Source organism: Paenibacillus sp. FSL H8-0168 (assembly GCF_038592955.1).
GTDB classification, from domain to species: domain Bacteria; phylum Bacillota; class Bacilli; order Paenibacillales; family Paenibacillaceae; genus Paenibacillus; species Paenibacillus polymyxa_B.
The window spans coordinates 3,840,977-3,856,208 of sequence record NZ_CP151948.1 but is presented as its reverse complement, the minus strand read 5'-3'; the positions used below and the strand labels follow the sequence as shown (position 1 = coordinate 3,856,208).

Below are 15,232 nucleotides of genomic sequence, written 5' to 3'. Positions count from 1 at the left end.
ACAGGCAATAATGTCTTGCTTTATGACATATTTCAACTATAATATAATGGATATGATAAGAGCGTCGGAATGATTTCTGACGCTTATTTTAAGGTTTTCACGCGAATCGGAGAGAGAAGCTGTCTGTACAAAGCCTGAAACATATAGAAGGCTGGCAGGGAGTGGGCCTAAAGAACGATTGTTAGCCTTGAATCAGCACTGCTTCAGGATAGAGACACTATTTTGATATACGGAAAGGATATGGATACAAACCATGCATGCTAGAGAAAACATTCGCAATATTGCGATTATTGCCCACGTCGACCACGGAAAAACGACGCTTGTCGACAAGCTGCTTCAACAGTCCGGAACATTTAGAGAACACGAGGCTGTTCAGGAGCGCGCCATGGACTCCAACGATCTGGAGCGTGAACGCGGTATTACGATTTTGGCTAAAAATACAGCTATCACTTACAAAGATTATCTGATTAACATTGTAGATACACCGGGACACGCCGACTTTGGTGGCGAAGTGGAACGGATTATGAAAATGGTTGACGGTGTTTTGCTCGTCGTTGATGCTTACGAAGGTTGCATGCCGCAAACGAAATTCGTACTGCGTAAAGCGCTGGAGCAAAATCTGACGCCAATCGTTGTAGTAAATAAAATTGACCGTCCGGCAGCTCGTCCGGCAGAAGTTATTGACGAAGTACTGGATCTGTTCATCGAGCTGGGTGCGAATGACGAGCAATTGGAATTCCCTGTTGTGTACGCTTCGGCGCTGAACGGAACATCCAGCATGGATGCTGAAAAGCAAGACGATAACATGCAAGCATTGTACGAAACAGTTGTAGAGCACATTCCGGCTCCAACTGAGAAAGTAGATGAGCCTCTTCAATTCCTCGTAACACTGATGGACTATAACGAATACCTTGGCCGAATTGCAGTAGGTCGTGTAAACCGCGGTATCATCAAGCAGGGGCAAGCAGTCACAGTTATGCAGCGTGATGGTAGTAGTAAATCAGCGCGTATTGAGAAACTTTTCGGCTTCCAAGGTCTGAAACGTATTGAAACTGACCAAGCGGGCGCTGGTGACATTGTGGCAATTGCGGGAATTAAAGATATCAACATTGGTGAAACCATTGCTGATCCAAATCATCCTGAAGCATTGCCTGTACTGAAGATTGATGAACCAACGCTGCAAATGACCTTCCTGGTTAACAACAGCCCATTCGCAGGTCGCGATGGTAAGTGGGTAACATCCCGTAAATTGCGTGAGCGTCTTCTGAAAGAACTCGAAACGGATGTCAGCTTACGTGTTGATGAAACAGATAGCCCGGACGCCTTTATTGTATCCGGACGTGGTGAGTTGCATCTGGGTATCCTGATTGAAAACATGCGTCGTGAAGGTTACGAACTGCAAGTGTCCAAGCCGGAAGTTATCGTCAAGGAAATTGACGGTAAGAAAATGGAGCCAATCGAACGTCTCCTTATTGATATTCCGGAAGAAAGCATGGGCGCGGTTATGGAAAGTTTGGGCTCCCGTAAAGCCGAAATGGTTAACATGATTAATAACGGCACCGGACAGGTTCGCTTGGAATTCTTGATCCCTGCACGTGGTCTGATCGGCTACACTACAAACTTCCTGACTTTGACTCGTGGTTATGGCGTAATGAACCATGCGTTTGACAGCTATGGACCATTTGTTGGCGGTCAAGTAGGTGGACGTCATCAGGGTGTACTCGTATCAACGGAAAACGGCAGCTCTACTTTTTATGGTATGCTGGGCGTGGAAGACCGCGGTATTTTGTTCCTGGAGCCAGGTACTGAAATCTATGAGGGTATGATCGTTGGGGAGCACACACGTGATAACGACATCGTCGTTAACATTTGTAAAGAAAAACAACTGACAAACGTTCGTTCAGCAACAAAAGACGATACAGTTAAACTGAAAACACCTGTCATCTTCTCTTTGGAGCAGGCGCTCGAATATCTGAATGATGATGAGTATTGCGAAATTACACCTAACGCTATCCGTTTGCGTAAAAAGATCTTGAACAAAGGTGAACGCGAGCGTGCGGAGAAACAACGTAAAACAGCACAAGCAAATATGTAATTGATTGGATTGGTCTTTGGCCACAGCGGCGACGCCCGGGAACGGGATGCGCCGCTGTGTGTGTTTTAGGATTGTAAACTTGGAGAAAGCTATATTTCTCAAAACGCAGGAAAAGGTGTTGAAGCATGAGTAATCTTTCGAACGGATTGCCTCCCCGGACACAAAGCGGGAAAAAATCCGCCAAACCGAAAAAAACGAAAAAGAAAAAAAGCTTTTTCAGATCGTTTATGAAGTTTGTCTTGTTTCTGCTTATTATAGGTATTTTGGCAGCAGGTGGTTATACCTACTATCTTTACAATCAGGTAGAGGAAGTTTTGGATACGGGGATCAACAAGGAAGTACCCAAAACACAATTGGCAGAAGCTAAGCCTTTGACTATCTTATTGCTAGGAACCGATTACCGCCCTGATCATCCGACTTATTTGTCCGACGTTATTATGGTAGCTACATTGAACCCCAATACTAAATCGTCTACCATCGTGTCCTTACCGCGCGATACGCGTCTAGAAATGGATGGATATAAACCTCGCAAGTTGAATGAGTATTATCCGGTGTTTAAGGCTAGAGAGAAAGAATCTGGCGAAGTTGCTGAAGAACAAATGAAGAAGATGATTGGAAAATATTTAAACATTGATATTGATTATGTGACGGTTATTAACTTCCAGGGCTTTAGAGATGTAGTAGATAATTTGGGTGGCGTAGATGTGACGGTTGATAAAAACATGTGTTATCGTGACCGTGCAGATGGTACCGATATTAACCTGACAGTTGGAGCCAAGCATTTGAACGGTGATCAGGCTCTTGATTTTGTTCGCTACCGCAAATCTAATTGTCGTCCGAGAACAGCTGAATCTGACGATTTTGATCGTAATCGTCGACAAAATCAGGTGCTTCATTCCCTAATTGACCAAATGCAATCCTTTAACGCTTTGACCAAGTTTAGTGCAATTATTAAATCGGTTGATAAGAATATGATGACAGATATCGAGTCACAGCAAATGAAAAATATCGTACAAACCTATTGGGATATTTCCAAGCAAAATGTGAAATACAATCCGGTAGCAGGAACGTGGCGTAGCCCGTATGTGTACATTGATGAGCAACAGCTCGATTTGGCCAAGCAAGCGCTCCAAGAGGAATTAGCTAAAAAAGCAAGCGACAATACCGCAGCTTCTTCCAATTCCTGAGTATGTATCTTTCTTCCCACTTATGTTATACTCGCAGCGAGTAAAGCTCTTATATAACATAAGGGGGTTGAGGTATGTCTAAAGTTATAGTGAACCAAGTCTAGGTCCAGTGAGCAATCACTGGGCCTTTTGTGTCTAATTTCAAAAATGGACAGGCTCAGAGGCTATCTTCACTTACAACTTTTCGTTGTTTTATGCTGCTTTGGGGTTCTTTTTTCAGGGAATCAGCAAGTATTAGGTACCCGGTGAATAGGTATAGGTATGAAACACGAGATTGTCCACGCCGCTTTGGAGGGGATTTAATGAAGAAAATTTTTGTGCTGGATACGAATGTGCTGCTGCATGATCCGAAAGCCATATTTACCTTCAAAGAACATGAAGTTGTTATTCCAGCTGTAGTTCTGGAAGAAATCGACTCCAAAAAACGCAACGCGGATGAGATTGGACGGAATGCCCGCAATGTATCGCGATTGTTGGACGGATTGAGAGAAGTGGGTCATCTGCATAGTGGCGTTCCACTTCCCCAAGGTGGAAGGCTTAAGGTTGAGTTAAACCACCGAAGTTTTTTGAAAGTTCAGGAGATGTTCGGGGAGGTTTCGAACGATAACCGGATTTTAGCGGTTGCCTTGAATTATCATCTGGAAGAGCAGGAGCAGCCTGAACCACGTTCGGTCGTTTTGGTCAGTAAAGATGTGCTGGTCAGGATCAAGGCAGATGTATTGGGACTGCTGACCGAAGACTACCTATCCGATAGAACAGGCGATCTAAGTGAGCTATATCCCGGATACTCGGCAATACAGGTGCACCCGTCCATCATAGATGAATTTTACTCTAACCGTTTTTTACCAATCAAGCCACTGGAACTACCTTATACGCTGTATCCACATGAATTTGTCATTCTGAAAGATGAAATGGGAACTGGAAAATCAGCTTTGCTGAAAGTAAATCAGGAGGCAGAGCGATTAGAGCCGCTGTACTTAAGTAACGAATCGGTGTGGGGAATCAGCGCGCGTAATGCTCAACAGCGGATGGCATTGGAGCTTTTGCTTAATGACGATATCCCCCTCGTGACCATTACAGGAAAAGCGGGTACGGGCAAAACGCTGCTGGCGCTGGCGGCAGGCTTGCTTAAGGTAGAGGATGAACATCGCTTCAAGAAACTGCTGATTGCTCGGCCTGTTGTTCCTATGGGTAAGGATATTGGTTATTTACCGGGAGAAAAGGATGAAAAACTTCGCCCGTGGATGCAACCAATCTACGACAATCTAGAGTATCTGTTTGATGCCAAAAAATCAGGTGATATCGACAAAATTTTGATGGGCTTGGGCAGTATTCAGGTGGAGGCACTTACTTATATTCGCGGGCGTTCGATACCTGGGCAATTTATTATAGTCGATGAGGCGCAAAACTTATCCCGACATGAGATCAAAACGATTGTGTCCCGGGTGGGTGAGGGAAGCAAGATTATTTTGATGGGAGACCCGGAGCAGATTGATCACCCATATCTGGATGCAGCCAGCAACGGTTTAACCTATGTAGTGGAGCGGTTTAAGCAAGAAGGGATTAGCGGGCATATTATGTTGGAAAAAGGAGAACGCTCCAAGCTTGCGCAGTTGGCAGCCGATCTGCTATAAAATCCCTATCGTTATGACAATAATAAAGACCTCGGGAATATCCCGGGGTCTCTTGTTTTGTACACGTAAAAATTCAGAACAATGAAAGTGAGCAAAAGCTTATTTAAAGTTTAATTCGAGCTTAACTTCGAGCATTCCTGCTAAAGTGCGTACTTCTGTGGCTTTGACATAGGAAATAAGCTGCTGTGGGTAGAAACCTAGATCAAAATCTTTTTCCAGCTTGTTGCGGGTCGTATCAGGTAGTTCCAGACCATTAAATACCAATCGATCTACATGAAATAAAATTGCATTTTTCGGTTCATTTTCTACCGTGTAGTGACCCTCTACTCTTAATTTCATCGTTCCCTGCTGACCTTCTACCATAATTCGATCCTGTGCAAATGTAAAGTTGAAGTGATTAAACAATTCATTTTCTGACTTTAAAAAACGGTTAAAGTCCTCTTCGCGAATGCTTATCGTAATCACTTTTCCATTTGTAACCATAGCACCTTGTTGTTGTTGAATGAATTGCGGTAAATCCTGCATAGCTTGAGCTAATGCTTTAAAGTGCTTATTTACCTCGTAGACACCTACATTCTCCCAATAAGCTGTCATTTCGCCAATAAGCTTGCGTAGGGTATCCGGGTCATTACTGGCGTTAACGCCGTCATTTACACGCGACTGAAGCAGGATAATGCGTTTGCGTTGTGCCAGTAAGTTTGTTTTGACTGTTTCCAATTCCATTGAGGCTTGGGTGACTTGTTGTTCTGTTTTTCGCATAGATTGATAATTGGATTCATATTCTTGAAGCACATCCTGATCGTGACTAATCAATAATAAGTAGTAATCGTACAGAGAGAGAAGCTGCCTTATACTTTTCGCCCCTAGCACTACACTCAACAGCTTGTCCCTTTCTCCCATATAATACGATCGCAGCACAGAACCTGCACGCTTCCGTTGTATGGTCATTTGCTCTTGCTGAACGGTGAGATTACTTCGCAATTCCCGCTGACGCTGCATAAGAGTCTGCTGCTCTTGACTGATTCGCTCAATTTCATGGTCTATCTCTACAATCGACAGGCTATCTTGTAAAATCTGATTTTCTTCATGGGAGGGAGCGGCCAGAGTAGGACGTACATATATGAAAGTTAGCATCATGATAGTGGTCAGCAGGGTGCTGATTGTGATTTTTATTCGTTTGTTCATTTGGTTTCCCCTTTTATGTATTCCCGAAAAAAACTAATGGTAATGTATATGATCCTTTCTGTTTCTTTAACCATTCATTTTATTGTACAGCAGTCTGAGCATGCTTAAAACCCGAAACTGTTTACGTTCACGTATGAGTTCTTGCAGAAATGGAAATACAATTTAGTATCAAATAGATTCTATGAACTCTACGAGAGGCATAGGAATGAATAAACAGCTTTTATACCCTATTCAAATACCGGCAAGATCGGTTCATGAAGACGGTTATTTCAGGATGTTGTTAGGAGGGCTAGAGGCATGACTGCAATAAGACAAGATGCATGGAGTGTGGAAGATGACTTGATATTGGCGGAGGTGACATTGCGGCATATCCGTGAAGGTGGGACGCAGCTCGCTGCGTTTGAGGAGGTTGGTCAAAAAATCGGAAGAACCTCTGCAGCATGCGGCTTTCGTTGGAACAGCTGCGTGCGCAAACGTTATGATGAAGCGATTAGCATTGCCAAAGCACAGCGCCAGAAGCGCAGTTATATCCGTAAGCAGAACCCGGTAGGTGTATCACAGGTTGCGGCTTTTGCCTCGCTTGATACAGTCGAAGGTGGGTACAGAACGGATGGTACGAGTGAGGATACGTTATCTATTGATGCAGTAATTCGCTTCTTGCGTCAATGGAAGGGATCTGTCCAGGAAACGAATCGGCAGATTAAGATGCTGGAGAAAGATTTACGGGAAAAGGAAGAAGAATTGAATCAGCTTCGCTCCATTAATGACCGGCTGTCCAAAGAAGTGAATGAGGTGCAAACCGACTATCGTGTTGTGAATGATGATTATAAAGCTCTGATTCAGATTATGGACCGGGCTCGGCGCTTGGCTTTAATCACTGATGATGAGGAAGAGCTTAAATCCAGATTCAAAATGGACGCCAATGGGAATCTGGAGCGCATTGAGTAACAAGATTACTTCTGCAATATTGAAATAAAACGTCAACTAGCGCTTTGCTGTAGTTGGCGTTTTTTGTATTTCTTTAGAGTGCATATGATATAGTAGAAAAAAAGATGGAAGCGAGACGATACAAAGGTGATTGATATTATTGGAGCGGGTTCGCTGGGATTGTTGTTTGCCGGGAGGTTGTCTGCCTCAGGTACAAAAGTAAGGCTGTGGACGCGTACACTTGAGCAGGCACGCATCATTGCTCGTGAAGGGATTACTGTGTTTGATAAGGAGGGACAGACGGCAGTACATGTGTCCGGGAATAAATTGAAGGTAGCTCCATTGGCAGATTGGCAACGGTTAAATTCACAGGCTCCGGCACGATGGATAATGCTTATGACCAAACAGGGGGCGATTGAGGAAGTATTAGAACAGATCCAGCCTGCAGCTCAAATGGATAGAGATACAGGAATTGTTTGCTTGCAGAATGGAATCGGCCATATAGAACGCATTAGAAAGGCTTGGCCTAAAGCTGTAATATACCCTGCTGTGACGACTGAAGGAGCCAAGAGGCAGGGAGTAGCATCTATTGTACATGCAGGATCGGGTGTTACTGAAATAGGATGTTCGGAGGAAGAGGAGGAGTCGAAGAACAATAATTTTAATCAATGTGTGCTAAATCGGCTGGTTGCAGCAGGATTTGACGCTTGCTTGTCGAAAGAAATCGAGAACGGTATGTATCGCAAGTTGTTGATCAATGCTGTGATCAATCCGCTGACGGCGTTATGGCGAGTTCGTAATGGCGAGCTGCTTTCGGACCCTATTCGAATACATATGATGCGCAGGCTGTACGATGAAGGCATTCAAGTGTATGAAGCTCATGGTATCCACTGGGAAAACGCATGGTGGGAGCAAATTATGAATGTATGCCGGGCAACGGCAGAGAATCACTCGTCCATGCTAGCTGATGTACTTGCACAGTCCATGACAGAAGTTGCTTCCATTAACGGACAACTGGTGCAGATGGCAGATCGGGCTGGAGTTACTGCACCAACTCATGAGGTATTGTGGCAATTAATTGAAGGCATGCGGCTAAAAGAGGGGTGATCAGTTGAGTCTTATACAAGGTACTATTATCACTTTCAGTATTCTTCCCTTTTTTCCGTTTTTGATCGTGTTTGCGGTTTGTCGCTACATTCTTAAAGTGGAAAAAAAGAAATCGTTACTTACTTCTATGGATATTACCACGTTTTTTCTGATATTTTCCGTCGCAGCACTCTTTAACGTCATTTTTACATCTCGATTCGGTTTTTATTTGATTCTACTGCTCCTATTACTGGCCTTGGGTTTAATTGGAGGAGCTCAAAATCGAATAAAAGGGAAGGTTGATGGTAAAAGATTATGTAGAGCGGTCTGGAGATTAACTTTTATGGCGATGACATTGGCGTATATTTTGTTGACTGTAGTTGGTATATTTAAGAATATATTCAACACCATGTGATATAAGGTGACATGAAAAGGTGAAAAAATATGAATTAATCATGTTTTTTTGAAAAAAAAGCTCAATTTGAAGAAATGTAATGTAGATTTTTTTGACCGCTGGTTGTATAATCTATAAACATATACCACTTTAGAACTAGGGGGAAAACGCTAGATGAAAAGGAAAAGCTTTTTAGTCCTTTTGACACTCATTCTTGCAGTTGGCGCACTGCTCGCAGGTTGCGGCGGCAAGAACGATACCAATGGTAAGGGCGCACAAGAAAACACCTCGACTACGCCGGCTGCGGCCGACAAGCAAATTTTGCGCATTAACCTTGCATCCGAGCCGCCAACGTTCGATCCGGCACAAGCTCAGGATAGTCAAACTAACACGGTTCTGAAAACTTTGTATGAAGGTCTCGTACGTATGGGTCCTGACGGCAAAGAAATCCCTGGCGTAGCTGAATCTTGGAAGATTTCCGATGACGGCAAAACCTATACGTTCAAGCTTCGTGATACTGCAAAATGGAGTAATGGCGACCCAGTCAAAGCAAGCGACTTCGTATTTGCTTGGCAACGGGTATTGGATCCTTCCACGGCTCCTGCACCTCCATATGCTTACCAATTGTACTATATCAAAAATGCTGAGGGTTACAACCTGAGCACTTCCAAATCTTTTAAAGGCACTAAAGTTACAGACTTTAAAGATGTAGGTGTTAAAGCTGTTGACGATCATACATTGCAAGTAGAGCTGGAGCACCCAACTCCTTACTTCTTGGGATTGACTTCTTTCTACACTTTCTATCCTGTAAATCCTTCTGTTAAAGGTAATGATAAGTGGGCTGTTAAGAAAGATAGCATGATCACTAACGGACCTTACACATTAACGACTTGGGACAGCGGTCAAAAGATCGAAGTAACCAAGAGTGAAAACTATTGGGGTAAAGATGAGATCAAGCTGAACAAAATTACGATGTCCCTTGTAAATAGCGGTGCAACAGAGCTGGCTTCTTATAGAAGTGGACAACTCGATTACGCAGGTATGCCAAACGGTGAAATTCCTACCGACCAAATTCCGGCTGTGAAAAAAGAACTGCCTAACGAATTTAAGGCAAAAGGGATTGCAAGTACGTACTACTATCTGTTTAATGTAACTGAAAAACCATTTAACAATGTTAAAATCCGTAAAGCGTTTGCGATGGCTATTGAACGCCAACCAATCGTTGAAAGAGTAACATTGGGCGGTCAAATTCCTGCATACGGCTTTGTACCTCCAGGTATCAAAGGAGTATCTCAAGAATTCCGCACTGAGAATAAAGATGATTACTTCAAAGAAGATTTCACTGAAGCGAAAAAATTGCTTCAAGAAGGTATGAAGGAAGAAGGCGTAACTACACTTCCTCCGGTAACATTGCTGTATAACTCCAGTGAGAGTCACCAAAAGATTGCTTTGGCAGTTGCTGATATGTGGAAGAAAAACCTTGGCGTTGACATCAAAACCCAAAACCAAGAGTGGGGCGTATTTATCCAAACACGTAACAAGCTGAATTTCCAAATCGCTCGTGGTGGATGGTCTGCTGACTATAATGATCCAATGACATTCCTGGATATGTGGACAACAGGCAATGGCAACAACAATGCAGGTTATGCTAACCCAGCATATGATGCTTTGATTGAAGCAGCTAAGAAAGAAACTGATCCAGCAAAACGAATGGAAGATTTTGCGAAAGCGGAGAAAATTCTGGTTCAAGATGATATGGTAATGCTTCCGATCTACTACTACTCAAATGTTTCTTTAACAAAACCGAATGTAAAAGACATTGGGCTTGACTTTAGTGGAGCAGTTGATTTCACAAGAGCGTATATTACACAGTAACTGAAGCTCGATTCTGAAGTTTGATAGTTACTTCGGGATATATATGTGGATAGAACCATATATATCCCGTTTTTTTTGTGTGTCATGGTCTTTTCCATCATCATGTAACCATGCAAATAAGTAGATTGGACAGTCCAATTCTATTTCGATAAAATCGAATGGTGTCGAAAAAAATTTATGGGGGGTGTAAACGGGCAATGACGCGTTATTTGATCAGTAAATTTTTCTACATGCTGCTATCTTTGTTCATTCTGATCTCTGCGACGTTTTTTCTCATGAAAGCAATTCCGGGTAACCCCTTCATGAGTGAAAAAGCGACTTCTCCTGAGATTCAAGCCCGGTTAATGGAGCAATATGGGCTGGATAAGCCTGTATATGTCCAATATTTTAAATACTTAGGTGATATTGCTTCAGGTGATTTTGGTATTTCTATGAAAAAGCTGAATCAAAGTGTAACTGACATTATCGGACAAACGTTTACGGTTTCCCTTAAACTGGGTTTTGTTGCCATAATCGTGTCGATAATTGTCGGTCTCTTGCTAGGTATGCTAGCAGCTTTGTATCATCGTAGGCTAATAGATAACGTTGCAATGGTATTAGCTATCATGGGGATTGCGGTTCCCAGCTTCGTTCTGGCATCGTTGATTCAATTTTTCTTCGCTCAACAGTTAGGTTGGTTTAATGTTATGGGCTTTGACGGTCCGATGGACTACGTTCTGCCTGTTGCAGCTCTATCTGCTTCCCCTATTGCGTTTATCGCTCGACTAACGCGTTCTAGTATGCTGGAAGTGCTTCATGCGGATTACATTAAGACTGCCAAGGCTAAAGGCTTGAAATCCATTACTATTATGTTCAAACACGTTGTGCGTAATGCTATTCTGCCGGTTGTTACCTATGTGGGACCAATGACGGCCAATATTATTACGGGTTCAGTTGTTATTGAACGTATCTTCGGGATTGGCGGTATTGGTAAGGTATTCGTAGATAGTATTACAACCCGTGATTATACCATGATTATGGGAGTTACTATTTTTTACGGTATTTTGCTGATGGTGGCGCGTTTTATTACAGATATTGCATATGGATTTATTGATCCGCGGATTAAGCTTACTGGCGGGAAGGAGGGATAACTTTATGTCTGTTAAAGATAATGCTGTGAACTTGGATAAGCTTCAGGTGAAACCGGAAGATTTCCAGAAGGTCGGGGCGGATGAAAAGCAGTCTGAAGTTATTCAGCGCGAAAGCTTATCCGCTTGGCGAGATGCTTGGGAGCGACTTCGTAAAAACAAACTGGCCATGACAAGCTTGAGTGTTTTGGTTCTCATTGTGCTTGCTTCAATCGTTGGTCCAATGCTGTCCCCATACGATGACCGCACGAATGATTTGTTGAGCACCAATCTTCCTCCTTCGGCGGAACATTGGTTCGGAACAGATGATCTGGGGCGTGATATGTTTGTACGTACTTGGATGGGCGCTCGGATTTCCTTGATTATTGGTTTGGCTGCTGCAATGATTGACTTGATGATTGGAGTTATTTATGGTGGAATTATGGGTTACTTTGGTGGCCGCGTTGATGAAATCATGAATAAATTTTCTGAAATCTTGTACTCCATTCCTTACTTGCTTGTTACGATCCTGTTGCTGGTGGTACTGGAGCCAAGTATCACTACAATTATTATTGCGCTCTGTGTAACGGGGTGGATTAACATGTCGTGGATTGTACGTGGTGAGATGTTACAACTTAAAAACCGAGAATTCGTACTCGCTTCCCGTTCAATGGGTGCAGGTGCTGGTCGTTTGCTGTTCCGTCACTTGTTGCCCAATGCGGTAGGACCGATCATTGTCACACTGACTTTGACAGTTCCAAGTGCTATTTTCTCTGAGGCATTCCTGAGCTTCCTTGGATTAGGGGTACAGGCTCCTCAGGCGTCGTTGGGTTCAATGATTGAATCAGCTCTGACCGGGTGGATGTATTACCCGTGGCGGATGCTTTTCCCAGCAGGTTTGATCAGTTTGATTATGCTTGCGTTCAACCTTTTTGGCGACGGCTTGCGTGATGCGCTTGATCCGAAGTTGAAGAAATAGGAGGTGAGATCATGGTGAGTAGCAACAATTTAATTGAGGTTGAAGGTCTTAAAAAGTATTTTAATGTTGGCAAAAACCGTGTGCTCAAAGCGGTGGACAACCTGAATTTCTATATTCGCGAGGGTGAAACGCTGGGTATGGTTGGCGAATCCGGCTGTGGTAAGTCTACAGCGGGTCGTACGATTTTGCGCTTGTATGAACCTACAGCAGGTAGCGTACGTTTTAACGGTACGGATATTTACAAATTATCACCAAGTAAAATGAAAGCAATGCGCCGTGATATGCAGATGATCTTTCAAGATCCGTATGCATCATTGAACCCGCGTTTTACCGTTTCTGATATTATTGGTGAGGCACTGGATATTCACAATATGGCGGGTAGCCGTGCAGAACGTAAGAAACGGATTGAGGAGTTACTTGATCTGGTTGGTTTGAACCCTGACCATGCAACACGCTATCCGCATGAGTTTTCTGGTGGTCAACGTCAACGGATCGGTATTGCACGTGCACTGGCTGTTAATCCTAAATTCATCATTTGTGATGAGCCAATTTCAGCTCTTGACGTATCTATTCAGGCTCAGGTTGTCAACCTGTTAAAAGAGCTTCAAGAACGTTTGGGTCTGACATACCTCTTCATTGCGCATGATCTGTCGATGGTCAAGCACATCAGTGATCGGGTAGCTGTAATGTATATGGGTAGAATGGTTGAGCTTGCAGAAAGTGCTGAGTTGTATGCAAATCCGATCCATCCTTATACGAAAATGCTTTTGTCGGCGATCCCACTTCCTGATCCAGAAGTAGAAGCCAACAAAAAACGGATTATTATGCCAGGCGACCAAGCAGGCCCGATTCATGATGCATCTGGCAGTAAGACAGGGGCTTATAACCTGGAAAATGCTACGCTCATCGAAGTGTCTAAAGGACATTTTGTAGCTGAGCCTTACGCCTGATCTTGTTTTATGCACCAACCGTCGAGTTATTCGGCGGTTTTTTTTGTAGGAAGCTTTGACGTGGACAGAGGCTTTCGGTACAATCAAGCAGTAAGGTTTTGGTGGAGACAGGAGGCAGACCCATGAAAATAATTCCGGAAACGCTTCGCGGAGGGTCGGCTTTGGCAGAAGATTATATACAGGGTACAGGACGCGCAAGCGACTTGTATGAATATAATGTGCTGCACGCCGATGCTTATGCCCAACGGGCGAAGTGGCTGGATAAGACGGGGCATCTGCGATTAAACCGTAAGGATGTCGTAGCATGTCTTCGTATATACAATGAGAAATACAATTCGTATGAGGCGGTTCGTGCTTCATTGGACCGTCTGGAAAGTCCAGATGCCTTAGTAGTAGCTGGCGGGCAGCAAAGCGGATTGTTCACAGGTCCGATGTTGGTCATTTACAAAGCCGCTACCCTTATTAAGGCGGCGAGAGAAGCTGAGGAACGGCTTGGACGTCCGGTTATTCCCATCTTCTGGATTGCTGGCGAAGATCATGACTGGGACGAGGTCAATCATACATACGTAATGGCAAATGACCCACAAGCCGTCAAAATCAAGCTGAATAAGCAACCTGAACGCCGATCTTCGGTTAGTGCCATTAAAGTTGACGCTTTTGAATGGAAGCAAGCGATAGCGGATATAGAGCAAAGCTTGCCAGATTCAGAACATAAGGCTGATATAATGCGCATGATTGAGAACGGGATAACGGATTCATATGGACTGAGTGAAGCCTTTGCCAAGTTGCTGGGCCTTTTGTTTGGCACCTATGGATTAGTACTCTTGGATTCAGCAGATCCTTCGCTACGCAAGCTGGAAGCATCCGTTTTTAAGCGGCTGGTTCAGCACAATGATGAGTTGGAGCAGGCTTATCGGACGGCTGCCACACGGATCGTAGATTATGGATATCATTTACAAGCCGATGTGCATGAAGGTGGCGCGAATCTCTTTTATATCCATGAAGATGAACGCTTGCTGCTTTTCAAAAAAGCTGGACTATTCACGGATCGACACGGTCTGGTGGCGTTTACTGTGGATGAACTGCTTGAAGAGATAGATAGACATCCCGAACGTTTTAGTAACAATGTGCTAACTCGTCCTCTAATGCAGGATTCACTGTTTCCGGTGCTGGCATCTGTGCTGGGTCTAGGTGAGATTGCTTACTGGGCGATTACACGAGATGCTTTCGAGGTGTTGGAGATGCAGATGCCGATACTGCTGCCACGAATGTCTTTTACGTTGGTAGAGCCAGGTGTGGAGAAGCATATGCTTAAGTATGAATTAAGTTTTGGTCAAGTTAGAGACGGACTTGAGGAGCGGAAAAAGCAATGGATTGCCACTCAAGATCAGCTTGGAATGCAGGATCAGTTTTCAGGGGCTAAGGAAGCTTTTGTCCGCATGTACGAACCACTTGTGCAGCAGACAGGTTTGATTGAAAAAGGTTTGCTACGGCTCGGAGAAACCAACCGCGAGAAGATTCTGGCACAGATCGCCTATCTGGAGGCAAAAGTTCAGGAAGCGTTGCTTCGGCAAAATGAAACAGCACTTCGTCAGTGGGATCGCATCGAATGGTCGCTTTTTCCATTTGGACAGCCGCAGGAGCGGGCGTATACGATCTATCATTTTCTAAACCGTCATGGTCTCAGCTTGATTGATACGATTATGAATGTACCATTGGATCTGACAGGTACGCATCGTGTTATTTATGTATGATTGTTATTTTATATAGGATTTATCATGGAGCAAATTCAACCAATATGAAGGAGGAAACAA

General features: G+C 43.8%; 12 protein-coding genes. 11 read left to right on the top strand and 1 reads right to left on the bottom strand.

What is annotated here, in order from left to right:
* The first annotated feature begins 253 nt into the window (after positions 1-253).
* The 3 genes from typA to MHI21_RS16955 all read left to right on the top strand — a co-directional run bounded on the left by typA (position 254) and on the right by MHI21_RS16955 (position 4,916).
* Positions 254-2,095: a translational GTPase TypA gene (gene typA, locus MHI21_RS16965; RefSeq protein ID WP_061828529.1), complete on the top strand. Its 1,842-nt coding sequence runs from the start codon at positions 254-256 to the stop codon at positions 2,093-2,095.
* Between the two features lie 125 nt (positions 2,096-2,220).
* Complete coding sequence (locus tag MHI21_RS16960) at positions 2,221-3,282, top strand: LCP family protein (RefSeq protein ID WP_341163619.1); 1,062 nt, start codon at positions 2,221-2,223, stop codon at positions 3,280-3,282.
* A gap of 302 nt (positions 3,283-3,584) precedes the next feature.
* The gene (locus MHI21_RS16955; RefSeq protein ID WP_023989462.1) at positions 3,585-4,916 is read left to right on the top strand and encodes a PhoH family protein; all 1,332 of its coding nucleotides are present in this window, start codon (positions 3,585-3,587) and stop codon (positions 4,914-4,916) included.
* Between the two features lie 99 nt (positions 4,917-5,015).
* Here the strand turns inward: MHI21_RS16955 and MHI21_RS16950 are convergent, their stop codons facing one another.
* On the bottom strand, positions 5,016-6,101 hold the full coding sequence (locus MHI21_RS16950) for a hypothetical protein (RefSeq protein ID WP_341163620.1): 1,086 nt from the start codon (positions 6,099-6,101) through the stop codon (positions 5,016-5,018).
* 297 nt (positions 6,102-6,398) lie between these two features.
* On the opposite strand from MHI21_RS16950, the gene MHI21_RS16945 reads away from it, so the two are divergent.
* The 8 genes from MHI21_RS16945 to bshC all read left to right on the top strand — a co-directional run bounded on the left by MHI21_RS16945 (position 6,399) and on the right by bshC (position 15,172).
* Positions 6,399-7,049, top strand: coding sequence for an RsfA family transcriptional regulator (locus tag MHI21_RS16945; protein ID WP_254325272.1), 651 nt, complete (start codon positions 6,399-6,401; stop codon positions 7,047-7,049).
* 126 nt (positions 7,050-7,175) lie between these two features.
* On the top strand, positions 7,176-8,135 hold the full coding sequence (locus tag MHI21_RS16940) for a 2-dehydropantoate 2-reductase (protein WP_342418568.1): 960 nt from the start codon (positions 7,176-7,178) through the stop codon (positions 8,133-8,135).
* A 4-nt stretch (positions 8,136-8,139) separates the two neighbouring features.
* The gene (locus tag MHI21_RS16935; RefSeq protein ID WP_341163622.1) at positions 8,140-8,529 is read left to right on the top strand and encodes a DUF3397 domain-containing protein; all 390 of its coding nucleotides are present in this window, start codon (positions 8,140-8,142) and stop codon (positions 8,527-8,529) included.
* A 153-nt stretch (positions 8,530-8,682) separates the two neighbouring features.
* Entirely contained in the window at positions 8,683-10,383 is a 1,701-nt protein-coding gene (locus tag MHI21_RS16930; RefSeq protein WP_165178388.1) for a peptide ABC transporter substrate-binding protein, read from the top strand.
* Positions 10,384-10,580: 197 nt separating this feature from the next.
* On the top strand, positions 10,581-11,513 hold the full coding sequence (locus MHI21_RS16925) for an ABC transporter permease (RefSeq protein WP_023989458.1): 933 nt from the start codon (positions 10,581-10,583) through the stop codon (positions 11,511-11,513).
* A 4-nt stretch (positions 11,514-11,517) separates the two neighbouring features.
* Positions 11,518-12,468 carry an ABC transporter permease gene (locus tag MHI21_RS16920; protein WP_013311103.1) on the top strand — a complete coding sequence of 317 codons (951 nt, stop codon included), beginning with the start codon at positions 11,518-11,520 and terminating at the stop codon, positions 12,466-12,468.
* Positions 12,469-12,479: 11 nt separating this feature from the next.
* Positions 12,480-13,418, top strand: a complete 939-nt coding sequence (locus MHI21_RS16915; protein WP_013311102.1) for an ATP-binding cassette domain-containing protein — start codon at positions 12,480-12,482, stop codon at positions 13,416-13,418.
* 122 nt (positions 13,419-13,540) lie between these two features.
* Positions 13,541-15,172: a bacillithiol biosynthesis cysteine-adding enzyme BshC gene (bshC, locus tag MHI21_RS16910; protein WP_341163623.1), complete on the top strand. Its 1,632-nt coding sequence runs from the start codon at positions 13,541-13,543 to the stop codon at positions 15,170-15,172.
* Positions 15,173-15,232 lie beyond the last annotated feature (60 nt).